21 protein-coding genes are annotated in these 25,466 nt (G+C 36.7%); 19 read left to right on the top strand and 2 right to left on the bottom strand.

Going from position 1 to position 25,466, the window contains the following annotated elements; all coding sequences use genetic code 11:
* The first annotated feature begins 10 nt into the window (after positions 1-10).
* From H7K77_RS13855 to H7K77_RS21545, 17 genes are all read left to right on the top strand, one after another.
* Positions 11-1,753 carry an adenine deaminase C-terminal domain-containing protein gene (locus H7K77_RS13855; protein ID WP_186578450.1) on the top strand — a complete coding sequence of 581 codons (1,743 nt, stop codon included), beginning with the start codon at positions 11-13 and terminating at the stop codon, positions 1,751-1,753.
* Between the two features lie 53 nt (positions 1,754-1,806).
* Positions 1,807-2,856, top strand: coding sequence for a DUF3048 domain-containing protein (locus tag H7K77_RS13850; RefSeq protein ID WP_186578449.1), 1,050 nt, complete (start codon positions 1,807-1,809; stop codon positions 2,854-2,856).
* A 29-nt stretch (positions 2,857-2,885) separates the two neighbouring features.
* On the top strand, positions 2,886-3,200 hold the full coding sequence (locus tag H7K77_RS13845) for a YerC/YecD family TrpR-related protein (protein WP_186578460.1): 315 nt from the start codon (positions 2,886-2,888) through the stop codon (positions 3,198-3,200).
* Between the two features lie 85 nt (positions 3,201-3,285).
* Positions 3,286-4,269, top strand: a complete 984-nt coding sequence (locus H7K77_RS13840; RefSeq protein WP_186578448.1) for a Gfo/Idh/MocA family protein — start codon at positions 3,286-3,288, stop codon at positions 4,267-4,269.
* Positions 4,270-4,704: 435 nt separating this feature from the next.
* Positions 4,705-5,388: a heptaprenylglyceryl phosphate synthase gene (pcrB, locus tag H7K77_RS13835; RefSeq protein ID WP_186578447.1), complete on the top strand. Its 684-nt coding sequence runs from the start codon at positions 4,705-4,707 to the stop codon at positions 5,386-5,388.
* Positions 5,389-5,411: 23 nt separating this feature from the next.
* On the top strand, positions 5,412-7,649 hold the full coding sequence (gene pcrA, locus H7K77_RS13830) for a DNA helicase PcrA (RefSeq protein ID WP_186578446.1): 2,238 nt from the start codon (positions 5,412-5,414) through the stop codon (positions 7,647-7,649).
* 18 nt (positions 7,650-7,667) lie between these two features.
* Positions 7,668-9,674 carry an NAD-dependent DNA ligase LigA gene (ligA, locus tag H7K77_RS13825; protein ID WP_186578445.1) on the top strand — a complete coding sequence of 669 codons (2,007 nt, stop codon included), beginning with the start codon at positions 7,668-7,670 and terminating at the stop codon, positions 9,672-9,674.
* Between the two features lie 10 nt (positions 9,675-9,684).
* Positions 9,685-10,842 carry a CamS family sex pheromone protein gene (locus H7K77_RS13820; RefSeq protein ID WP_186578444.1) on the top strand — a complete coding sequence of 386 codons (1,158 nt, stop codon included), beginning with the start codon at positions 9,685-9,687 and terminating at the stop codon, positions 10,840-10,842.
* A 248-nt stretch (positions 10,843-11,090) separates the two neighbouring features.
* Positions 11,091-12,638, top strand: a complete 1,548-nt coding sequence (gene pruA, locus H7K77_RS13815; protein ID WP_186578443.1) for an L-glutamate gamma-semialdehyde dehydrogenase — start codon at positions 11,091-11,093, stop codon at positions 12,636-12,638.
* 405 nt (positions 12,639-13,043) lie between these two features.
* On the top strand, positions 13,044-14,570 hold the full coding sequence (gene putP / locus H7K77_RS13810) for a sodium/proline symporter PutP (RefSeq protein WP_186578442.1): 1,527 nt from the start codon (positions 13,044-13,046) through the stop codon (positions 14,568-14,570).
* Positions 14,571-15,048: 478 nt separating this feature from the next.
* The gene (gene gatC, locus H7K77_RS13805) at positions 15,049-15,339 is read left to right on the top strand and encodes an Asp-tRNA(Asn)/Glu-tRNA(Gln) amidotransferase subunit GatC (RefSeq protein WP_186578441.1); all 291 of its coding nucleotides are present in this window, start codon (positions 15,049-15,051) and stop codon (positions 15,337-15,339) included.
* A gap of 14 nt (positions 15,340-15,353) precedes the next feature.
* Complete coding sequence (gene gatA, locus H7K77_RS13800; RefSeq protein WP_186578440.1) at positions 15,354-16,823, top strand: Asp-tRNA(Asn)/Glu-tRNA(Gln) amidotransferase subunit GatA; 1,470 nt, start codon at positions 15,354-15,356, stop codon at positions 16,821-16,823.
* Positions 16,823-18,253 (top strand): Asp-tRNA(Asn)/Glu-tRNA(Gln) amidotransferase subunit GatB, encoded by a 1,431-nt coding sequence (gene gatB, locus H7K77_RS13795; protein WP_186578439.1) that lies wholly within the window; start codon positions 16,823-16,825, stop codon positions 18,251-18,253. Before gatA ends, gatB begins: the two co-directional genes overlap by 1 nt.
* Before the next feature lie 143 nt (positions 18,254-18,396).
* A complete protein-coding gene (locus tag H7K77_RS13790) occupies positions 18,397-19,323 on the top strand; it encodes a diacylglycerol kinase (RefSeq protein ID WP_186578438.1) in 927 nt (308 codons plus the stop codon).
* A gap of 255 nt (positions 19,324-19,578) precedes the next feature.
* The gene (gene rlmD / locus H7K77_RS13785; RefSeq protein WP_186578437.1) at positions 19,579-20,964 is read left to right on the top strand and encodes a 23S rRNA (uracil(1939)-C(5))-methyltransferase RlmD; all 1,386 of its coding nucleotides are present in this window, start codon (positions 19,579-19,581) and stop codon (positions 20,962-20,964) included.
* Between the two features lie 356 nt (positions 20,965-21,320).
* Positions 21,321-21,827 carry a PhoH family protein gene (locus H7K77_RS21550; RefSeq protein ID WP_186578436.1) on the top strand — a complete coding sequence of 169 codons (507 nt, stop codon included), beginning with the start codon at positions 21,321-21,323 and terminating at the stop codon, positions 21,825-21,827.
* Positions 21,782-22,075 (top strand): PhoH family protein, encoded by a 294-nt coding sequence (locus H7K77_RS21545; RefSeq protein ID WP_268911919.1) that lies wholly within the window; start codon positions 21,782-21,784, stop codon positions 22,073-22,075. Before H7K77_RS21550 ends, H7K77_RS21545 begins: the two co-directional genes overlap by 46 nt.
* A gap of 421 nt (positions 22,076-22,496) precedes the next feature.
* Here H7K77_RS21545 and H7K77_RS13770 read toward each other — a convergent pair whose 3' ends face one another.
* Positions 22,497-22,814: a hypothetical protein gene (locus H7K77_RS13770; protein ID WP_186578435.1), complete on the bottom strand. Its 318-nt coding sequence runs from the start codon at positions 22,812-22,814 to the stop codon at positions 22,497-22,499.
* A 115-nt stretch (positions 22,815-22,929) separates the two neighbouring features.
* Between H7K77_RS13770 and H7K77_RS13765 the strand changes: the two genes are divergently transcribed.
* Entirely contained in the window at positions 22,930-23,631 is a 702-nt protein-coding gene (locus tag H7K77_RS13765; protein WP_186578434.1) for a hypothetical protein, read from the top strand.
* A 723-nt stretch (positions 23,632-24,354) separates the two neighbouring features.
* Here H7K77_RS13765 and H7K77_RS13760 read toward each other — a convergent pair.
* Positions 24,355-24,783 (bottom strand): MarR family winged helix-turn-helix transcriptional regulator, encoded by a 429-nt coding sequence (locus H7K77_RS13760; protein WP_186578433.1) that lies wholly within the window; start codon positions 24,781-24,783, stop codon positions 24,355-24,357.
* Positions 24,784-24,903: 120 nt separating this feature from the next.
* On the opposite strand from H7K77_RS13760, the gene H7K77_RS13755 reads away from it, so the two are divergent.
* On the top strand, positions 24,904-25,466 hold a 563-nt coding region (locus tag H7K77_RS13755; RefSeq protein WP_186578432.1), incomplete at its 3' end, for an NAD(P)H-dependent oxidoreductase.

The raw sequence follows: 25,466 nt of genomic DNA, 5'->3' as shown, positions 1-25,466 counted from the left end.
AGGAGATACTATGAATGAGCATCTTTATCGTTGGCGTAATCGCGAACTCAGAGAACATGTTTCAGTTATAGATGGTAAACTAAATCCTACGATAGTATTAAAAAATGCAACATACTTGAATGTTTTTCTTAAACAATGGATATGCGCAAATATATGGATATATCAAGATCGTATTGTCTATGTTGGAAGTAAATTACCAGAACACTCAGACCATATTGAAGTTGTTGATTGTGTCGACAAATATGTAGTCCCAGGTTATATCGAGCCACATGCCCATCCTTTTCAATTATATAATCCCCACAATCTAGCTATGTATGCATCTCAAACAGGGACAACAACTCTGATGAACGATAATTTACTATGGCTTTATTTAACTAATCAAAAGAAAGCGTTTACAATGTTAGAAGATTTTATGAAGTTACCAATTTCTATGTATTGGTGGGCGAGGTTTGATTCTCAGACGCTTTTAAAAGATGAACAAAAATACTTTAATAATCAAAACATACTTGCCTGGGTGAATCATGAAGCGGTCATTCAAGGAGGCGAGCTTACATCCTGGCCCCAAGTGTTGGAGGACGATGACCGAATATTATATTGTATGCAGGAAGCGAGAAGACTTGGGAAACCAATTGAAGGGCATCTTCCTGGTGCATCAGAAAAAACGTTGACAAAAATGAAGCTACTTGGGGTAAGTGCAGACCATGAGGCGATGACAGGCCAGGAAGTAGTAGAACGTCTTCAAAATGGATACCAAGTTGGACTTAGGTATTCTTCTATTCGCCCAGACTTACCAAAATTATTAAAAGAAATTCATGACCTTGGGGTCTCTAACTATCATTTATTTACTATGACTACGGATGGATCTACTCCTGCTTTTTATGAGGCCGGGATGATGAATAAGTGTATAGAAATTGCCATGGAACAAGGAGTACCCGTTATTGATGCGTATATGATGGCAAGTTATAATGCAGCAAATCATTTTAATTTGCATGAGCGGCTAGGGAGTATAGCGCCAGGTAGGGTGGCTCATCTTAATATTCTGGATGCGAAGGATAATCCAACACCAAGCTCCGTCTTAGCAAAAGGAAAATGGTTAAAGAAAGATGGAACACAAGTTAACGGAATTGGTGAAATGGATTGGAAAAAATACGGGATTGAGCCGTTGGAAATTGATTGGGATTTAACTGAACTTGACCTACAATTTTCCATGCCTGTTGGAATGGAAATGGTAAATGATGTGATTATTAAGCCGTATGCTATCTCGATAGATGCTAGTGTTGATGTGATAGAAGGAGTCAATGATGAATCTTTTCTAATGTTGATGGATAAACAAGGTAAGTGGCGTGTTAATACGATACTTAAGGGATTCACGGAGAACTTAGGGGGATTAGTTAGTTCTTACTCAACAACCGGGGATTTTGTTTTTATTGGGAAAAGTAAACAGGATTTAATGAAGGCGTTTAACAGAATGAAGGAAATTGGTGGAGGAATTGTGCTTGTAGATAAAGGTGAAATTATTTTAGAAATACCGTTAACTTTGTCTGGTATGATGTTTGACGGTGAGATGGAATCGATAATTAAATTAGATAAACTGTTAAAAGAAAAATTGAAGCAATTTGGCTATAAATATAATGATCCACCATATAACCTGTTGTTTCTTTCTTCTTTACATTTACCTTTTATCCGGATAACACCGCAAGGAATTGTTGATGTTAAAAAGAAACAGATTCTATTTCCTTCTATCATGAGATAAATTTGTTATAATTGTGGAAATAGATCAAATTTAGTAGAAGGTGTGTGGGGAGAGTGCGTAAGAAGACATCGGCATTCCTGTTGTTCTTGTTGCTATTACTAGTAACAGTGGCTTGTTCTAAAGACGAACAAACAGCAGAGCCAAAAGAAGAACAAGATGTACAAGAAGAAACACAAGAGCCTGAAGTGAAAGAACCAGAATTTAAAAATGTCTATCCGTTAACAGGGATTGCTACTAACGAACCTGTTGATGATAGAATTGTTGCGGTGATGGTCAATAACCATTTTAAAGCAAGACCACAAACAGGTTTAACACAAGCAGATATAGTATTTGAGATGCTAGCAGAAGGTGATATTACGAGGTTTATGGCATTGTTCCACAGTGAACAGCCAGAGAAAATAGGTCCAGTTCGTAGTGCTAGACCATACTACTTTAATTTGGCAGATGATTATGGTGCGCTTTATGTACACCATGGTGCAGCTCAATTTATTGAAGATATGTTAATAAATGGTGCAGCTGATTATTTAAATGGTATGTACTACGATAATGATGGTCATTTATTTGAACGTGCAGACTTTCGTCAAGCGCCACATAATTCATATACTATATTCGACGGTATATTTGAAGTAGCAAAGGAAAAGGGCTATGATATTACTGGCCAATATGAGCCGTTACCTTTTTTGTCCGAAGATGAAGTAATAGGATTGCAAGGTGAAGCAGCAAAAGAGGCAAGTTTTAGTTATTTTTCAAATGATCCAATACGTTATGTGTACGATACTGCAAGCGAGAAGTACTTTCGCTATAATGGTGAGCAGCAATCTGTTGAGTTAGAAACGGAAGAACCGATACAATTAGACAACGTATTCCTTATCGAAGCACATCATGAGGTAGTTGATGACTACGGAAGAAGAGACATTGATCTACAATCTGGTGGGGATGCCTACTTATTGCAAAAAGGGAAACTTCAAAAGGTGCAATGGGAGAACGTAGATGGAAGAATTGTTGCCTCACAGAACGGTGAAACAATTGGTTTTGTTCCGGGTAAAACTTGGATAAATGTTATCCCAGAAAGCCCAGGACTTGAAGGAGTAACCATACAGTAATGGAGCTAGTAACAGAGAGGTGATAAATGATGCAGATTGATAAATTACGTGGGGAACACTTGGATCGTTTATTTGATGCAATTCTATCTTTAAAGGATAGAGAAGAATGTTATCGTTTTTTTGATGATATAGCGACTATGAGTGAAATTCAATCTTTCTCCCAACGCCTGCAAGTTGCCAAAATGCTAAAAGAAGGCTATACCTACCATGCGATTGTGGAAGAATCGAGTGCCTCGACGACAACTATTTCTAGGGTCAAAAGGTGCCTTAATTATGGAAACGATGGGTATCAAATGGTATTAGAACGAACAGATGAAAATAGTAGTGAGGAAGAACAAGAATAAAAGAGGGCGTTGGTTCAACAGTATTACTGGTGACCAATGCCCTTTTTGCGTTATGATGGTGGTAAAGAACTTAAGGGGTGTTAGAATGGTACGCTTCGGAATAATTGGAACGAATTGGATAACGGAACGATTTATTAACGGTGCAAAGGATGTAGCGGATTTTACATTGTCAGCTGTTTATTCCCGGACAGAGGATAAGGCGAAGGAGTTCGCTGAAAAAAATGGTGCGAAATATACATATACAGATTTAACAGAATTTGCAAGTAGTAAAGAGATTGACGCTGTTTACATCGCTAGTCCGAACTCTCTTCATGCGGAGCAAGCGATTATATGCATGGAGCAAGGGAAGCATGTTATAGTAGAAAAACCACTAGCATCTAACGCGAAAGAAGTAGAGCAGATGATTGAGATAGCTAAGCAACGCGACGTCCTACTAATGGAAGCATTGAAAACAACCTTTTTACCAAACTTTATTTCGATAAAAGAAAACTTACATAAGATAGGAAAAGTACGTCGATATTTTTCTAGTTACTGCCAATATAGTTCGAGATATGATAAATACAAAGAAGGAACTGTTTTGAATGCTTTTAATCCTAAATTCTCAAACGGTTCCTTAATGGATATTGGAATCTATTGTATCTACCCGATGGTAGCGCTATTTGGTAAACCTGAAAAGCTACATGCCAATGCGCTAGTGTTAGAATCAGGTGTGGATGGTCAAGGTAGTATTTTATTTGACTATAAAGAATTAAGTGGATCTGTGATGTACTCTAAGATTACTAATTCTTACGTCCCATCTGAGATACAGGGAGAAAATGGTTCGATTGTGATTGACTCCATTAATGATCCGAAGCATGTAGAGATTCGTTACAAGGACGGGACGAAAGAAGATATATCAAAAAATCAGCATGATAATTTAATGTACTATGAAGCAAAAGCTTTTATTGACCTAATTAACGATGGGAAAACAGAGTCACCTGTCAATTCGTTTTCTAATTCACTTCAAACAATGGAACTAATTCAGGAGGCGCGCGCGCAATTTGGTCTTGTGTTTCCGGCGGATAAGTAAGCTCGTTGTTCTAGATTAAGTGAGTGTTAATGTTAAATACGCATGGATTAGTCTGTGCGTATTTCTTTTTACTGTTTTTCGGAGTAGTAAGGCCTGACGAAGGAAAAAGGTCTTAAGTTAGGGAGACATTGACCAAGATTAATTTTGAAGCAAAATGATTCGGTACTTCTCATAAAGAACCCACTATATAGGCATGTCTATCTTGAATCCCCAGAAATAAACCCTATCTACTAGAAATTATTCAAATATATTATCGACACAATATATGAAAGATTAAAAAGTAAGCCAAATAACTAGACTTTTTCCAAAAAATGATTACAAATAATAGTCTTTTATCATTCTAAAAACGATATGGTTTTTGCTATAATGAAGAAATGGATACGTAGAAGATAGAGATTGTAAAATTCACTTCATCATAATTGGAGGACTGAAGTTTTGTATAATATGGCAGAGTGGAAACATGTATTTAAGTTAGACCCGGATAAAGAAATTGATGATGAAAAATTAGAAGTAATTTGTGAATCAGGTACTGATGCCATCATTGTTGGTGGAACAGATAATGTTACATTAGATAATGTACTACAATTATTAAGTAGAATTCGTAGATTTACCGTACCGTGCATACTTGAAATTTCAAACTTAGAGTCGGTTACTCCTGGATTTGATTATTATTATGTGCCTATGGTTTTAAATAGCCAGGAAAAAAAGTGGATGATGGATATCCAACACGAAGCTGTAAAAGAATTTGGTGATATTATTAACTGGGACGAAATGCTTGTTGAAGGCTATTGTATTATGAACGAAGATGCCAAAGCGTATAAACGTGCCAATTGTTTATTACCGGACAGGGAAGATATCGTTGCTTATGCGCGGATGGCAGAGAATATGTTCCAATTACCAGTGTTTTATTTAGAGTATAGTGGAACGTATGGCGATGTTGAATTAGTTGAAGAATTAAGTACTTATTTATCCAATACACTTCTTTTTTATGGTGGTGGAATTTCGACCGCAGACCAAGCAAAAGAAATGAGTCAGTATGCTGATGTAGTTGTTGTAGGAAATAGCATTTACGATAACTTTAAAGAGTCAATTAAAACGGTAAAAGCAGTTAAGGGATAGAGTAAAAAAAGGTGGTAGATAGAATGAGTCAAACGATGGATGACTTACTGAGTGGGTTAAATAAGGAGCAGGGCAAAGCAGTTCAACATACAGAGGGACCTCTGTTAATAATGGCTGGTGCAGGAAGTGGAAAAACGAGAGTACTTACACATAGAATAGCCTATTTATTAGGGGAAAAGGAAGTTTCTCCCCGTAGTGTTTTAGCGATTACGTTTACTAATAAAGCGGCACGTGAAATGAAAGAAAGGATTTCTAAATTAGTTGGACCTGAAGGGGCGAATATTTGGGTTTCAACCTTTCACTCGATGTGTGTTCGGATTTTAAGGAGAGACATTGACCGGATTGGGATCAATCGTAATTTTTCCATTCTTGATAGTGGAGACCAACTTACTGTTATTAAAAACATATTAAAAGATAAGAATATAGATCCGAAAAAATTCGAACCAAGGGCTATGCTTGGTGCCATCAGTTCGGCTAAGAATGAATTGATTACCCCAGAGGAATATAGTAAGCAGGTAGGCAATTTCTATGACCAAACAGTAGCTAAAGTCTATGAGGGGTATCAAAAAACGTTACGTCGAAATCAGTCATTAGATTTTGATGATCTGATCATGCAAACGATACAGCTGTTTGACCGTGTACCAGAGGTGTTGGAATATTATCAACGTCGTTTTCAATATATTCATGTTGATGAGTACCAAGATACGAACCATGCTCAATACTATTTAGTAAAGCAATTAGCAAAAAGGTACGGAAACCTATGTGTGGTAGGAGATTCAGATCAATCGATTTATCGTTGGAGAGGTGCAGATATAGCAAATATCCTTAATTTCGAAAAGGATTATCCTAATGCTGCGGTTATTATGCTTGAGCAGAATTATCGTTCTACCAAGTCTATTTTAAAAGCGGCGAATAAAGTGATTGAGAACAACTCTGGGCGTAAGCCTAAAAACCTTTGGACAGATAATACGGATGGCGCCAAGATTCATTATTATCAAGCATCCACAGAGCAAGAAGAGGGACTATATGTCACAAATAAGATTCAGGAGTTAACTACTACTGAAGGACATAATTATAAAGATGTAGCTATTCTTTACCGTACGAATGCCCAGTCTCGATCAATTGAGGAAACATTTGTAAAAGCAAATATTCCTTATCAAATTATTGGAGGCACAAAGTTCTATGATCGAAAAGAAATTAAAGATATGTTGGCGTACTTACGCTTAATTTCTAACCCTGATGATGATATTAGCTTTGCGCGAGTTGTCAATGAACCAAAACGAGGCATTGGTAAGACATCTGTAGAAAAACTACAAGCATATGCAAACGAGCACGGTATTTCTTTATATACGGCTACACAAGAAGTAGACTTTGCAGGTGTTAGTGCCAAGGCTGCTAAAGCTTTATCGGAATTTGGTGCTTTAATTAAGAACTGGACTGCGCAACAAGAGTTCTTAACAGCTACTGATATGGTTGAAGAAGTATTGAAACGGACAGGCTATGAAGAAATGCTAATTAATGAGCGTAGTATTGAAGCACAAAGTAGATTAGAAAACTTAGAGGAGTTCAAAACTGTTACACAGCATTTTGAAGAGAGTAGTGAAGACAAGACATTAGTTGCTTTTCTAACCGACCTAGCTTTAATTGCGGATATTGACCGAGTTGATGATGATCCGTTTGCTGATAATAAAGTAACCTTAATGACCTTACACGCAGCTAAAGGATTGGAGTTTCCTGTTGTATTTTTGATAGGGATGGAGGAAAATGTCTTCCCTCACAGTCGTTCCATTATGGACGAGGAAGAGATGCAAGAGGAACGAAGACTAGCTTATGTTGGGATAACGAGAGCTGAGAAGCTGTTACATTTAACACATGCAAAAATGCGAACTTTATTTGGAAAAACGAATATGAATCCCATGAGTAGATTTATAAATGAAATTCCAAGTGAGTTGCTAGAAGGAATGGAAGAGGTAAAGCAATCGATGTTTGGTTCATCCTTTGCACCTAAACAAAGACAACAGCCTAAAGCAGACCCATTTGCGGCTCCAAAACGTGCTGCTAAGAAGCCGAAACCAGTCACAACTGGTGGAGAATCTTTAGGATGGCAGCCTGGGGACAAAGCCAACCATAAAAAGTGGGGGCAAGGGACAGTTGTTCGGGTAAATGGACAGGGTGACGGGATGGAATTAGATATTGCTTTTCCAGCACCGATAGGAATAAAGCGATTATTGGCAATGTTTGCTCCTATTACAAAAGAATAGAACGAGGTGTAACCCTTTATGGAAGAAGCGAAAGCCAAACAAATAGTAGAATCACTACGTGAAGAATTAAATAAGTATAATTATGAATATTATGTGCTCGATAAACCGAGTGTTTCGGATTATGAATATGATCAAAAGATGCAAGAACTAATTAAGCTAGAGACAGAGTTTCCAAGCTTAATGACGCCAGATTCTCCTACGCAAAGAGTAGGAGGAGAGCCAATTGATGCCTTTAAAAAGGTGCAACACGATGTACCGATGCTTAGTTTAGGGAACGCCTTTAACGAGGAAGATTTAAAAGATTTTGATCGACGTGTAAGAGAAGGGCTTGGAGTAGACTCTATTACCTATGTATGTGAGTTAAAGATTGATGGATTGGCTGTTTCCTTGCGCTATGAGAAGGGTGTTTTTGTTCAAGGAGCAACACGTGGAGATGGTCAAATTGGAGAAGATATAACCAATAACCTGAAAACCATAAGGAGTATCCCTTTACGTATTGATCAGTCTGATACGATTGAGGTACGTGGAGAAGCATTTATGCCGCAAAGATCATTTGTTAAGTTAAATGAGGAAAAGGAAGCGAATGGGGAAGAAGCATTCGCTAATCCACGTAACGCCGCGGCAGGTTCGCTTCGACAATTAGATCCTAAGATAGCCGCTAAACGTAGCTTAGATATTTTTCTATATGCTGTCGGTAGGTGGGAGGCAGGAAGCTTAACCTCACATAGCGATAGACTAACGTATCTTCAGAAGTTAGGATTTAAGACTAATCCAGAATGGCGTAAATGTAACGGAATAGAAGAAGTAATAGAGTATGTAAATAGTTGGGTAGAAAAAAGACCAAACCTAAGCTATGACATTGATGGAATTGTAGTAAAAGTGGATCAACTAGACTATCAGGAAGCTTTAGGATTTACGGCAAAAAGTCCAAGATGGGCGATTGCATATAAATTTCCTGCAGAAGAGGTAATTACGAAGCTGCTTGACATTGAACTAAGCGTAGGCCGAACGGGTGTTGTAACGCCTACAGCCTTGCTAGAGCCTGTAAAGGTAGCAGGAACAACAGTGCAACGTGCATCTTTACACAATGAAGATCTGATACGTGAAAAAGATATTAGAATAAACGATACGGTTGTCATCAAAAAAGCTGGTGACATTATTCCAGAAGTGGTTCGGGTGGTTGTAGAGAATCGAACAGGTAAGGAAGAACCTTTCTATATGCCGTCAGAGTGTCCTGCGTGTGGCAGTGAGTTAGTTCGTCTTGAGGGAGAGGTTGCTTTAAGATGTATCAATCCTAGTTGCTCTGCTCAATTAAAAGAAGGTCTAACCCACTATGTATCGCGAAACGCTATGAACATTGATGGTTTAGGTGAAAAAGTTATTGAACAACTTTTTGATGAAAAACTAATTGATAAAATATCTGATCTATATAAACTGGATAAAGAAGAATTGTTAAAACTCGACCGAATGGGTGAAAAATCAGTTGATAATTTATTAGCCGCGATTGAAGCTTCTAAAGATAATTCATTGGAGCGATTATTATTCGGACTTGGCATTCGTTATGTTGGCTCGAAGGCTGCTCGTACATTAGCTGAAAACTTTGAGACAATGGAAAACTTAATCAATGCTAGTTACGAGGATTATGTTGCTGTTAATGAAATTGGTGAAAAAATGGCAGAGTCCATTGTCCGTTATTTTGAAGAAGAACCAGTTAAAGAATTAATAGCAGAACTAGAAACATTAGGATTAAATATGGAATATAAGGGCCCGAGGAAAGCCGATCAGCCTACAGATTCCATATTTATGGGGAAAACAGTAGTGTTAACGGGGAAACTGGAAGTGTTAAATCGTCAAGAAGCAAAAGAGAAGATTGAAGCTTTAGGCGGTAAAGTAACTGGTAGTGTAAGTAAAAAAACGGATCTTCTAATTGCTGGGGAAGAGGCAGGATCAAAATTAACAAAAGCACAGGAATTGAATATTGAAATTTGGAATGAACAGCAGTTACGAGAGGCCTTGGAGGAGTAGGAGGAATTCGATGAAAAGGAAAAGCTTATTATTACTATCTATACTGCTTATTTTGACCAGCTGTGCACCTTCTTTTAATAAAAAAGAAGAAAATGTCGTTGAGGAAAATAAAGAGGATGTGAAACAAGAAACGGCTATTATCCCTAGCTACAATTTATCAGATGATAATTATCGTGTGCTAATTGATTATAAGATTAGTAAATCACGTGGTGTTATTGTAAACCAGGTAGCAAATCGTCTTGATATTGACCAGTTAGAAGAAGGGTTACGTCGTCATTCGAAGGATACTTTTGATACGGATAAATATTATTTTCAAGAGGGTCAATATATTACGGAAGATATTGTCTATGAATGGTTAGAGAGGTACGTCCCGAAAGAAGGGGAACTTGGTTTAAATCCCGAGATAAAGAAAACAGATAACGAAGAAGAAGAGAAGAAGCAACAACAAAACAATCCGAAATATTTATCGCATATTTTGGAACAGGATTATTTAACTAAAACCGACGATGATATTGTACGATTAGGTGGTATATCTATTGGAATTGCTATGAAATCTGTTTATCGCTTCCAAACCGAAATTGGTGGACCTTATTATTATGAAAAAATTAGTAAAGAGGAAATGATGAAAGAGGCCAATAGAGTTGCCAAAGAAGTTGTGCAGCGAGCACGACAAATTAAAGGATTGGAACAAGTGCCAATAATGTTGGCACTCTATCGTGAAGAAGCGCAAGATTCACTTGTTCCTGGAAATTTTGTGGCCAAAACAACGGTAGCTAAGGGAAGCTCCTCTGTAAAGGATTGGGAGACCATTAAAGAGAAGCATGTATTATTTCCTTCTAATGAAGCGAAAAAAGATTATCCTGATACATGGGCGAATCTTACCGACTTTGAATCAGATGTCGCCGAATATTTTCCTAACTATGTCAGTGTAATTGGTAAAGGGTTTTATGTGGATGATCAACTAAGAAAACTAACTATTGAGATACCAATTACCTTTAACGGTAAGGCAGAAGTAATTGGTTTTACGCAATATGTATATGGGTTAGTCATGGAAGGTTTTCAAAATCATTATGATTTAGAGATCAATATAACATCAAGTGATAAGCAAGAAAGCTTAATTACACGAGAAGCGGGAGAAGATGAGGCTTACGTGCATATCTATCATTGATAAAAAGCGTGATTTCCAGTTGGGGAATCGCGCTTTTTTAATCAAAAAAAGGCCTATATTTAAAGGTGTAGTGGTAGGTTCATATAGGTTATGGGGGATAAAAGAAGCAGAAATAATCTACAGGGACATGATTGGCGATATTAATACATACAGTTATTAAAGGGAGAGGAGAAGCCTGATTTAATTTAAGGAGTAGCAACCCCGATTAAAAAAGGCTCTATTTATACCCATAAAAGGAGGAGTAGTCCATGGTAACGCCATATAAGCATGAACCCTTTACTGACTTTTCCATTGAAGAAAACAGAAGAGCGCTTGAAAAGGAACTGCAATTAGCAGAAGCAAACCTTGGTAAGGAGTATCCACTTATCATCGGTGGTGAGCGGATTACAACTGACGACAAAATTACTTCATTCAATCCAGCTAAAAAAGATCAAGTGATTGGCTATGTATCAAAAGCTAATAGGGAATTAGCTGAGAAAGCGATGAAAGTTGCAGATGAGACCTTCCAATGGTGGAGAAAAACAAAACCTGAAATGCGTGCTGATATTTTGTTTAGAGCAGCAGCGATTATTAGGCGTCGGAAGCATGAGTTTACCGCACACCTAGTTCTAGAAGGCGGAAAACCTTGGAAGGAAGCGGATGCCGATACAGCAGAGGCGATCGATTTCCTAGAGTATTATGGTCGTCAAATGATTCGGTTGAAAGACGGTGTGGAAATCAATAGTCGTGAAGTGGAAAACAACCGATATCACTATATTCCTTTAGGTGTTGGCGTTACGATTTCGCCGTGGAATTTTCTGTTCGCGATTATGTGTGGTACGACAGTAGCGCCAATGGTTACAGGGAATACCGTATTACTAAAGCCGGCTAGTACAACTCCAATTATCAGTTATAAGCTAATGGAAGTATTAGAAGAAGCGGGTATGCCAGATGGGGTTGTAAACTTTATTCCAGGTAGCGGTTCAGAGGTAGGAGATTACTTAGTCGATCATCCGAAAACTAGATTTATCTCATTCACGGGTTCTAGAGAAGTAGGGACACGGATTTTTGAGCGAGCATCTGTTGTTCAACCAGGTCAAAAATGGTTAAAGCGGACCATTATAGAAATGGGTGGAAAAGATACTATTGTTGTAGATGAAGATGCTGACCTTGATGCAGCAGCAGAAGCCATTACCTATTCTGCATATGGGTTCTCTGGTCAAAAATGTTCTGCATGTTCTCGGGTTATTGCACATGAAGCTGTTTATGATGAACTACTTGAGCTTGTAGTGGAAAAAACGAAAAAAATTAAAGTGGACGATCCGACGAATTACTATACTTACATGGGTCCAGTTATTGATGAAGCCTCTTATAATAAAATACTAGATTATGTGGATATTGGGAAACAAGAAGGTAAGTTAATGGTTGGTGGAGATGGAAACAACACCACTGGTTGGTTTGTCAATCCAACTGTTTTTGCTGATTTGGATCCAAAATCTAGACTGATGCAGGAAGAAATATTTGGCCCTGTAGTTGGATTCTCGAAGGCTAGTAATTTTGATGAAGCGATTGAATATGCCAATGATACAGAATATGGTTTAACAGGTGCAGTATTTTCTAACAATCGAGTTCATATAGAGAAGGCTCGTGAAGATTTTCATGTTGGAAATCTATACTTTAATCGTGGCTGTACGGCAGCGATAGTAGGCTATCACCCATTTGGTGGGTTTAACATGTCTGGGACTGACTCTAAAGCTGGGGGACCAGATTACTTGGTTCACCACATGCAGGGTAAAACAACATCTGAAATGTTGTAAAAGTTCAAAAAACATAAAAATGTATTGACAAATCGTGATGTAATGTTCTATTCATGAAAATTAATTTTATTAATTTTCATGAATAGATATGATTTATTTGGGGTATATAAGTATCATGCATTAGTAGTTATTGTATAATTATTCATAATATATTAATTTATATATTATTTAGAATGTTCTGAATCTAATATTGTGTTATGGTTATTAGGGTTGTGCAGAAGGTCACCTGAAAAATAATGGTGATACAAATGAAACTAATGCATACAAATGTATAAAAAGGAGGGTTAGTCCATGGAAGAATTTGCTTTATCAGGTGCGACTTGGTTTTGGCTGTTTGTTCCAATGCCGATCTTAGTCATTTTATCTATTATCACGCTATTTACTGAGAGGAGAGAATAATAAAACATGTCAACAGCTACTTTAATAACATTTATTGTTTATTTACTTGGTATGTTACTTATCGGAGTTATATCATATCGTTTAACTAGTAATCTATCGGATTACGTACTTGGAGGAAGAAGATTAGGACCAGGGGTGGCAGCGTTAAGTGCTGGTGCATCTGATATGAGTAGTTGGTTATTACTTGGGCTTCCGGGTGCGATTTATGCGTCTGGTTTGTCTGGAAGTTGGATAGCCGTAGGGCTTGCTATTGGTGCATTTTTAAATTGGCAGTTCATTGCTAAAAGATTACGGGTTTATACAGAAGTATCAAACAATTCCATTACCATTCCGGATTTCTTAGAAAACCGTTTCCGCGATTCATCTCACTTATTACGTGTTATCTCTGCACTTGTAATTTTGGTATTCTTCACTTTTTATACATCATCAGGTATGGTTGGTGGCGCAAAATTATTTGAGGCGTCCTTTGGTTTATCATATAGTCAAGCACTATGGATTGGTGCTATCGTCATTGTTTCTTATACATTCTTAGGCGGGTTCTTAGCAGTAAGTTGGACGGACTTTATCCAAGGTATTTTAATGTTTATCGCCTTAATCGTAGTACCTATTCGTGCGATTTCAGTTGTAGGTGGTTGGGATGCTACCATTGATGCGGTAGGTAACATTTCCCCAAGCCATTTGAACATGGTTGCGGGTGTTGGTGCCATTGCAATTATTTCTAACCTTGCATGGGGCCTTGGCTATTTCGGTCAGCCACATATCATCACACGTTTTATGGCACTTCGTTCAGCAAGTGATGTACCTAAAGCGCGTTTCATCGGTACAGGTTGGATGATTGTTGGCCTCTACGGTGCTTTATTCACTGGTTTGGCAGGTCTAGCTTTTATTAGTACACAAGACGTGGGTATGTTAAAAGAACTTGGAATTGCAGTGAAAGATTCTGATGCTGGCGTCCAAATGCTTGCTGACCCAGAAAAAGTCTTTATTGCATTTTCTCAAATTCTATTTGATCCAGTAATTTCAGGTGTCTTATTAGCGGCAATCTTATCTGCGATTATGAGTACAATTGACTCCCAGTTGCTTGTTTCTTCATCTGCAGTAGCAGAAGATTTCTATAAAGCTATCTTACGTAAAAATGCTTCTGAAAAAGAACTAGTATGGATTGGGCGTGCTGCTGTTGCAGTAATCGCTGTTGTTGCAACTTTACTTGCTACAAATCCAGATAGCTCTGTATTATCGCTAGTAAGTTATGCTTGGGCTGGTTTTGGTGGTGCATTTGGTCCAATTATCATACTAGCCTTGTTCTGGAAAGGTGTTACTCGTAATGGTGCTTTAGCTGGTATCATTGTTGGTGCACTAACAGTTATCATCTGGGGTGATTTCTTAACGGCAGATATGGCTCCTATATTCGGCCTATATGAAATTGTACCAGCATTCTTATTGAACTTAATTATTACAGTTCTAATTAGTTTGGGTGGGAAGCCTTCACCAGCTATTGAAGCCGAGTTTGAAGAAGCTGCATCTAAATATTAATATGTACATTAAGAAGAGTTCTTCTCCATTCGAGAGGAACTCTTCTTTTTTGTGATTGTTTTTATTTTATCTATTTAATGAATAGTTGAGATAACATCTACAGTAACTTTTTACAATCCCTTTTCACAAAGAAAATAGCAACTTATTGAAGCAGATTAGTGCAGGTAATTTCTTCTACCTCAAAATACCGCAACGATTGAGATGGATAGAATAATTTCTTGCGACGCATTTTATAGATATTGCGAAACAATCTTTAAGAGTGGGCTTCGGATATAATTAATTACCCGGACTGTCTTAACTAATTGTAATCTGTGTTATAAAATAGACAAGGATAGGCGAAAATTGTAGAAGTTGCTAATACTACAGTTTTTTTGCTATTATCATAAGTATTGTTACTAATATTTAATTATAAATATAGAGCGTATGATTGATCTACTAGGAAGGGTAGTAGATAGGATAATAATCGGAGGTGAAAGGTATGTCAGAGATCTCAAAGGAACAAGTAAAACACGTAGCGCATCTTGCAAGACTTGCGCTTACTGATGAAGAAGTAGAAAAGATGACACAACAGCTTGGTGATATCATTAATTACGCGGAGCTCCTTAACGAATTGGATACGGATAATGTTGAACCAACTACACACGTACTAGATTTGAAAAACGTTATGAGAAAAGATGAACCGAAGAAATGGATTGAAAAAGAAGATGCATTGAAAAATGCTCCAGACCAAAAAAATGGCCATTTCCGTGTTCCATCTATTTTAGAATAAGGAGGTTGATCTATATGTCGTTATTCGACCATTCATTGAAAGAATTACAAGCGAAATTACATAATAAGGAGATTACTGTATCAGACCTAGTGTCTGAATCTTATAATAGAATCGGACAAGTTGATGGACAAATTAAATCATTCATAACACTAAATGAAGAGGCAGCTAGGGCGCAAGCGAAAGAATTAGATGAGAATCTAGGTTCAGATTCTTCTATACTTTATGGAATGCCTTTAGGTGTTAAAGATAATATTGTAACAAAAGGTTTACGAACTACATGTGCTAGCCAAATTTTGGACAACTTTGATGATCCATTGTATGACGCAACTGTAATGGAGCGATTAAATGTTCAAAATACGATTACAATTGGTAAGCTTAATATGGATGAATTTGCTATGGGTTCATCTACTGAAAATTCTAGTTATGCAAAAACAAGAAATCCTTGGAATACAGACTATGTGCCAGGGGGGTCTAGTGGTGGTTCTGCTGCTGCTGTTGCAGCTAGTGAAGTATTTTTCTCATTAGGATCTGATACTGGTGGTTCAATTCGCCAACCGGCAGCTTTCTGTGGAGTAGTTGGTCTTAAACCTACATACGGGCTTGTTTCAAGATTTGGTTTAGTTGCCTTTGCATCTTCATTAGATCAAATCGGTCCAATTACACGTACTGTAGAAGATAATGCTCATTTATTACAATCTATTGTTGGTCTAGATAAAATGGACTCTACATCTGCTAACGTAGAGGTACCTAACTATAGTGAAGCAATCAATAAAGATGTTAAGGGGTTAAAAATTGCGGTTCCGAAAGAATATTTGCAAGAAGGTGTCGCGCCTGAGGTTAAAGAAGCTGTACTTAATGCCTTAAAAGTGTACGAGAACCTTGGAGCTACATGGGAAGAGGTTTCATTACCACATTCTCGCTATGCAGTTGCTGCTTATTATTTACTATCTTCTTCTGAAGCATCAGCAAACCTTGCTCGCTTTGACGGCGTGCGCTATGGTGTACGTTCTGAAAAAGCTGAAAATATGCTAGATATGTTTAAGCTATCACGTAGTGAAGGCTTTGGTGATGAAGTAAAACGTCGTATCATGCTAGGTACATTTGCCTTAAGCTCTGGCTACTATGATGCTTATTATAAGAAAGCCCAACGAGTTCGTACATTGATTAAAGAAGATTTTGAGAAGGTTTTTGATAAATATGACGTTATCGTTGGACCAACGACTCCAACGCCAGCATACAAAATTGGAGAAAAGATAGATGATCCACTAACAATGTATGCAGATGATATTTTAACTAGTCCAATTAACCTTGCGGGTGTCCCAGCAATGTCTATTCCTTGTGGTATTTCAAGCCAAGGATTACCAATTGGATTGCAATTAATTGGTAAGCATTTTGATGAACTAACATTATATCGAGTAGCTCATGCGTTTGAACAAGCGACAGAGCATCACAAAATGAGACCAGAACTAGGAGGTGACAGGTAATGAATTTTGAAACAATCATCGGATTAGAGGTACACGTAGAGTTAAAAACTAACTCCAAAATTTTTAGTCCTAGTTTCAACGCTTTTGGTTCAGAACCTAACGCCAATGTTAATCCAATCGACTTAGGGTATCCTGGTGTTTTGCCTGTTTTAAATGAAGAGGCTGTAAACTTCGCAATGAAAGCTGCAATGGCTTTAAACTGTGAAATTGCTTCAGATACAAAATTTGACCGAAAAAACTACTTCTATCCAGATAATCCTAAAGCTTATCAAATCTCTCAATTTGATAAACCAATCGGAGAAAATGGTTGGATAGAGATAGAAGTAAACGGTAAGAAGAAAAAAATCGGCATCACCCGTCTACATATGGAAGAGGATGCAGGTAAATTAACACACAGTGATGATGGCTATTCACTAGTTGACTATAATCGCCAAGGAACACCTTTAGTAGAGATCGTATCTGAACCAGACTTACGCTCTCCTGAAGAAGCTTATGCTTACTTAGAAAAGCTAAAGAACATTATTCAATATACAGGTGTATCAGACTGTAAAATGGAAGAAGGATCACTTCGTTGTGATGCGAATATTTCTCTTAGACCAATTGGACAAGAACAATTTGGTGTAAAAACAGAGCTTAAAAACTTAAACTCTTTCTCCTTTGTACAAAAAGGACTAGAATTCGAAGAAAAACGTCAACAAAAAGTTTTACTAGCTGGGGGAGAAATCCTTCAAGAAACTAGACGTTATGATGAACAAACAAAAGAAACGATCTTAATGCGTGTTAAAGAAGGATCAGACGATTATCGTTATTTCCCTGAGCCTGATTTGGTTCCACTTTACATTGATGACGCGTGGAAGGAAAGAATCCGTGCTGAGATTCCTGAACTTCCCGATGCTAGAAGACTTCGTTATATTGAAAAGCTAGAATTACCTACTTATGACGCAGCTGTGTTAACAAGTACAAAAGAGATGTCAGATTTCTTTGAAGCTACAATTACAGCAGGTGGAGACGTGAAACAAGCCTCTAACTGGCTAATGGGTGAAGTATCTGCTTTCATGAACAAACAACAAAAAGAACTGCATGACTTAGCCTTAACACCTGAATCATTAGCAAAAATGATCAAGTTGATTGAAGATGGAACAATATCGTCTAAAATTGCCAAAAAGGTTTTTGCAGAGCTTGTTGAAAATGGTGGAGATCCTGAAAAAATTGTTAAAGATAAGGGACTTGTCCAAATTTCCGATGAAGGTCAATTAAAAGAGATTATTACAAGTATATTAGATGCTAATGAACAATCTATTGAAGACTTTAAGAATGGTAAGGACCGTGCGTTAGGTTTCTTAGTCGGCCAGGTTATGAAACAAACGAAGGGACAAGCAAACCCTCCTATGGTAAATAAAATTTTACTAGAGGAAATGAACAAAAGATAATAATGAGGGGAACTGTTCATGTATGATCGGTTCCCTTTTTATTTCTTGATCTAATCTATCTTAACTGAAAAACACTTTTCAAATGATTGGAAAAGGTCTATGATGTAAGATAGAAAATGTGAGAAATAGATAGGGGGAGACCTATGAAACAAGCCCGTATTATCTACAATCCAACGTCTGGACGTGAGATGTTTAAAAAGGAAATAGCAGATGTACTAAAGCGCTTCGAGCAAGCGGGCTATGAAACGTCTGTACATGCAACTACTGGAGCTGGTGATGCGATAGAAGCTGCAAAATATGCGGTAGAAAGACGGTTTGATATAGTAGTAGCAGCAGGTGGAGACGGTACAATCAATGAAGTGTTGAATGGTATTGCAGAACAAGAATATCGTCCAAGACTAGGAATAATTCCTGTTGGAACAACAAACGACTTTGCAAGGGCATTGTCAATTCCTAGAAACATTCATAAGGCTGTAGATATCATATTAGAAGATAATTACAAAGCGTTAGATATTGGACGTGTAAATGATCATTACTTCATGAATATAGCTGGTGGAGGTAAATTAACGGAGCTATCATATGAGGTGCCAAGTAAGCTTAAAACAATGCTTGGTCAACTAGCGTATTATTTAAAAGGGATTGAGATGCTTCCTTCCTTGAGACCTATAAGAGTACAAATTGAGTATGATGGCAAATGGTTTGAAGATGAAATTATGTTGTTTCTAGTTTCAAACACAAACTCTGTAGGTGGGTTTGAAAAATTAGCCCCAACTGCATCATTAGATGATGGTTATTTTGATTTGCTCATATTACGAAAGACTAATTTGGCTGAATTCGTACGGATAGCTTCTCTTGCATTACGAGGGGCGCACTTAGAGGATCCTAGAATTTTCTATACAAGGGCTAATCGTATAAAGGTCCATTCAGATGAAAAAATGCAGTTAAATATTGATGGTGAGTTTGGTGGTTTATTACCAGGGGAATTTGTTAACTTATTTCAGCACATACAGTTTTTTGTTCCAAAAGATTTTATAGAGAAGCAACTAGAGTTGGCTGAAACAACTGAATGAACTTTAATCCCTTAAATAGATTATTTAAGGGATTGTTTTTTTCGTCTTTAGTCTTTGCAATAACAGAGTATTACAGTTACACAACAGGGAAATAGTAATAGAAGATGATCACCAAGTGTTTCGACAAAGTATCATGACATATTTCCTGGGAAATGAAAATAAATGTCAATTTGTATCATTTTTGGCGAGAGATTTCCTATTAAGTTAAGGTTGTGTTAAAATTTGGACAGTATTTGACATGAAGGACGATGATATATGGGTAAACAAGCACCACCGGTAGAAAAAAATGAAACAATTGAATTAACATTTGAAGACATCACGCATGATGGAGATGGGGTTGGTAAAATCAATGGTTACCCATTGTTTGTGCCATACGCATTACCTGGAGAACGAGCGAAAGTAAAGGTTATCAAAGTAAAGAAAAATTTCGGATTCGGCAAATTACTAGATATTGATGAAATTAGTCCAGAACGCGTAGAACCGCCTTGTGATGTCTATGTTCAGTGTGGTGGATGTCAGTTGCAACACATGAGCTACAAGATGCAACTAGAGATGAAACGAAATCAAGTGGAAAATACGCTACGGAAAATTGGCCATATAGAGAATATTCCTGTTCACCCGACAATCGGTATGGATGATCCATGGAGATATCGAAACAAAGTTCAAATACCTGTAGCAAAAAAACATGGGGAACTTATCACTGGATTTTATAAGAAACGAAGTCATGAGGTTATTGAAGGAATGGACCGATGTGTCATTACAGCTGAAATAAATGATCGCATGGTTGAGGCAGTCCGTCGCATGGCCGATCGTCTAAGCATTCCAGCCTATGATGAGAAAAGTCACCGAGGCATCCTTCGTCATATTATGGTCCGAACTGGTCGGGCAACTGAAGAAACGATGATTGTGTTGGTCACTAGAACAGAGGATATACCTGGTAAGGATGAATTAGTTAAAGAACTACACGAAACTTATCCACAGATCAAGTCAATTGTACAAAATATAAATCCAAACAAAACAAATGTGATCTTAGGTAAAAAAACAAAAGTGCTTTGGGGAGAAGAATATATCTATGATAACATCGGGGACATAAGATTCGCTATCTCTGCCAAGTCATTTTATCAAGTAAATCCCCCCCAAACGAAGAAATTGTATGACACAGCACTTGAGTATGCTAATTTAACTGGTGGAGAAACAGTAATTGATGCATATTGCGGAATCGGTACTATCTCTCTATTCTTGGCTAAGCAGGCAAAAAAAGTGTACGGAGTAGAAATAGTTCCAGAAGCAATATCAGATGCCAAAGCAAATGCAAAGTTAAACAACATTGATAATGCAGAGTTCTTTGTTGGGGAAGCGGAGAAAGTAATGCCATGGTGGAAGGATCAAGGATTAAGACCTGACGTGATTGTTGTAGATCCCCCACGCAAAGGCTGTGAAGAAGCTTTACTTGAGGCTATGATAACAATGAAACCAAAACGAATTGTATATGTATCTTGTAATCCATCTACACTTGCTCGTGACCTACGTATTTTAGAAGATGGTGGTTATGAAACAAAACAGGTACAACCAGTTGATATGTTTCCACAGACTGGACATATTGAAGCTGTAGCAGAGATACATTTAAAAGTGTCTAATTAATTTAAACATCACCTAACCAAAATAAACATTTCCAATTAAGACCTCGATTTCGTGAAAATATTCATTTCCAATTTCGGGGTCTTTTTCATGCTCATCCCTTATCTTGTCTCGGTTCTCTCGTGTTTCCTTCATGCAACATTTTCGGAGAACTTTATTTTAAAACAGAAAAAAAGGTGAAAAAACGCAAAACTATATTATAAAATTAGGAAAAAGTGGACTTCAGTAGGACCTCGCTTTACGATTGCAAGCAGCTTCCTTTGGTTTTTAGCTAAATCTGCCAAACAAAGCGAAAAGAGTTCTATCAGGGTACCAAAGAAGTATTCATAGATGATCACCGAGTATCCGAATTCTATCAAATGGTAAATCGGAAGAACTATTTACATGAAAATCATTTTGAGTTGCAATTAGGGAAATATCTCCTTCTCTTAGATTATCCTGATCCAAATACTCCAGACCAAGAAAAGGCAACTGGAGCTTGGAAATGGGATGGGCAGATGTATAGAAGGATAAGTATGGAACAAAGATTCCATAGTTCTGCCTTTCCTGAAGTAAGGCGAAAGGATTTTCAGCAAGCGATTGTAATGGATAGTCTAACGTCACCCCCTTTAACGACCATTACAGGTCCAACAGGAGTAGGAAAATCCTATTTGTCTTTTGCTTATATGATGCAACAATTGGAATACCAAGAAACACAGATCTACATTGTGACAAATAACGTTCCTTTAAGAGGGAGTAAAACGTTTGGATTGAAAAAGGTGACATTAAATATAAGATTCTTCTTTCTAACCATGGTGCAATCCTTCGCACAAAACTCGGCTTGGAGTACACAGAACAGCTCATTGCAAGAGAAAAGATCAATATGATTGCTGTTGAGGATATTAGGGGAACAAACTACAATGACATTCTTTACATTACAGAAGTGCAAAACTATGATGTAGACATGTTAAAAACAGTTTTAGAACGAATGGAAATTGAGGATGGCAATGAACGGGGTAGAATTATCCTCGACGGGGATAAGCGACAAATTGACACTCCGTATGCAGAAGGAAGTAACTGCGGTATTACGGTATGTTTGAAGTATTTCAAGGTTCTGGATACCTTGGGCATGTAGAACTAAAAACCAATCAACGTGGCGGTATCTCGGCTTTAGCAGAGAAAATGTAAGAAGAAAAAAGAACCTACTTTTATGTGGGTTCTTTTTTAGCGATTGATTTCCTAACTGGTTGAAAAGGATGTAGTTGTACTTCTCGTACCAATAGAAATAGCCCAATTAGAAATTTATTATCTGTATTCCTAACGAGCTATTCATAATAGCTTTCAAATACTAAAACCCCTGATATGACAATCATAGTCGTTATTCCTATAGTCGCAATAAAACCAACTAAATCGAAGTGCTGAATTTTTAATTATTTTGTTTAGGGATACTAAATTTAAAACATTAGCAATAATACTACTGAAATAAAAATCATTGCTTGTTTTTCATTTGAAGCATTCTCTTAAACTATTAAGACAACAGAGAGAAAATGTATTATTTAGTATAATATGTTAATTATACTTTCAATGCCCATTGTAATAAATGTAATAGCATAGAGAACTAAGAAAATTTGAGAAAGAATAACACCAATCTTTGCAAACATGTGAGTTTTATATTTCCTTCCAATAATTACAGCCGCAATCAAAAATAATAGGGTGAACAGAATACTTGATAAATTAATATTAAAGTAATCTAGGATAATATCTCCAATTGGCCCCTTTCTTTCAATACTGAAATTATAAAGTAAAAAACCTATAACAAATAAGGGTAATGATAGACTTCCCAATCCTAATGATTTCCTTTCTCTTTCTTTCATTTTTATCTACCTCCTTTTAATCTACTAAAATATACCAGAAAGCGGTTGCAAATACTAGACTATCATGTATAATATACCATATATTGGATTTTAAAATAAAAAAGGAGGAATTGTAATGAAGTATTTTGTAAAAGTTAATATTATGGTGGTTACATTTCTATTAATTACAACATCTTCAGTATTTGCACAGAGTAGTCCTTTTGGTGAAAGCGAAGTAAAAGATTTGGAAAATGAGATTAACGAAATTCTTGTTGAGGAATTAGATAATTATTCCGCTGGTATTGTGAAATACGAAAATCCCACAGTCAAACTGACACAAGAAACTCTGGAAAAGTACGACTATAATAAACAGGATATTCTCAATGCATTTAAAAAAGAAGCAGAACTTATTAAAACAAATGCAAAGAATATAACTATAGAATTTGGAAAGAAAGAAACTGATAACAATTCAAAATCTGAGATTGGAATGCGAAGCGTTATTAAAAATCCTGCAAGCTATCCCTCAGATTATACTGCTAGTGTATCAGCTATTGTACCAGGTCTCACAACTGCATCTATACGACAGGATTTCGAGGCATCTGTAAGATCGGGTTATATTAAAAGTATCACGTTGGAAGGTAATTCATATTCATCTTCAAAAATCGGATTGTCACAGTGGACTCCTATTAGAAGTTGGTCAATCATTGATCATGTTGGGGCGTATCAAGGATTGAGTGCATCCATCCATATGAAAGGTACTCTCAGCTATCTATTTAAGGGATCTCCTATCTCTATTACGCCAACTTTCATGGAAGAATTTACTCCACATGATTTATAATTAGTTTAATATAAAGATAGAGTCTCTCTTAGTAGTTGCTAGAGTCAATTTTAAGATATATTCATATAATTGTTTTTGAGCTTCATTATAAGATATTTTGGTTGATGTAATTAGGTATGTGAACAATTTCATTGTAGCGACTATATACTTTTCATTTGTTGAAACCACCATAATTTCTAACACAAAAAGTAGCCCAAATAGGATTACATCTCTGGACATTTTATTTTAACATTCTATGTTGGAAATTCTTATCCCTATAACCCTTACAACTACTATGTCTAATTAAATTATAAATCACCTAAACAAAATAAACATTTCCGACTAAGACCCCGATTTCGTGAAAATAAACATTTCCGATTTCCGGGTCTTTTTCATGCTCATCCCCTGTCTTTTCTCGGTTTTCTCGTGTTTCCACTACGCAACATTATCGGAAAACTTTATTTTAACTCGATCGGTGGAATGGGGATTGAGGTGGGGTATTTGAGGGATGTTTATTATTAATGCACATTAATATCAATAGGTTTAGTAATTTTTAACTAAATATTAAAGTGTGTTTTATGTTCCCTCGGACTAATGATTCGGGGTATTTTCTGCCCCCCCGTGGGTTTTTCTTTTACATGAAAAAGTAGAGGTCTACCTTGAGTCAATAAGAGTTATAATATAACTTTTTAAAATTAACAAATCAGTTCATGATATGTTTCATCTTGGATCTTTCCATTTCATCTAAGTAAATAATTTAGTTTGTAAAATTTTGATTGCCTCTTGAATTTCTTTTAATTCCGGCTCTTTCAAATTATCAATTCGCTCTTGGAATTTTAATTCAAGCTGTTGAAACACTTTATTCATTAGTGCCGTTCCTTTTTCTGTAAGACGAATATCAAACTTGCGGCGATCATTCGGAACAATAATTTTTTCGCATAGTTGGTTTTGGATTAATTTCTTTAACTCACGGCTAGAATTAGGTAAAGATAGATGTAAGCATTCACTGACCTCACTGAGGGTTACAGGTTGGCTAACTGTAATGAACTCTAATATTTTATATTGAACGGTAGTTATGTTTTCAATTCTAATTTCTTTTGTCATATCGTTTGTCACTTGATGTACAGATGTAGTAAATCGAACAAACTGTTGGAAAAGCTCACCTTTGTCCATATAAATCACCTCATTTTACAAAGTATCAAATATATTATCAAAAAACAATTATCAATTGACAACTAAATCGGGTGGATGTTACCCTTTAGTTATCAAATGATAACTAAAGAGGTGTTTTTTATGAATGTTTTAATTGTTTTTACCCATCCCAATCACCAAAGCTTAAGCTACTCATTTTTACAAGGGGTAATTCGAGGGTGTAAGGAAAACCATGCTATCCAAAATGTTCAGGTCTTAGATTTATATGGTGAAAATTTTAATCCAATCCTTACATTTGGGGAGAAGAGTAAGAGAAGAGATATGTATAAAGATCCAGATTTAGAGAACTATCGTAATCAACTATCGTGGGCAGAAAAGATTATTTTTATCTATCCTATATGGTGGGGGAGACCACCAGCTATGTTATTGGGTTATATTGATAAAATTTTTGCTTCAGGATTTGCATACAAAGATAACGGTAAGTTGTTACCAGAAGGTTTGTTGAAGGGTAAATCAGTCGTATGTATTTCTGTAATGAAAGGTCCGACCTTTTATCCCATGTTTTGGCTAAATAACGCACATAAAGTTTTAATGCGTAAAGCATTATTTCAATACGTTGGCATTAAAAAGGTGAAATTTTTTGAGTTTGGGAACATGGAAAATGCAAAGGGGAAGCACCTTGAAAAAATAGAAAGAGTATATAA

It is taken from the genome of Aquibacillus kalidii (assembly GCF_014280935.1).
Lineage (GTDB): Bacteria > Bacillota > Bacilli > Bacillales > Amphibacillaceae > Aquibacillus_D > Aquibacillus_D kalidii.
The sequence above is the reverse complement of the archived record's forward strand: the minus strand, read 5'-3'. Positions and strand labels throughout refer to the sequence as shown.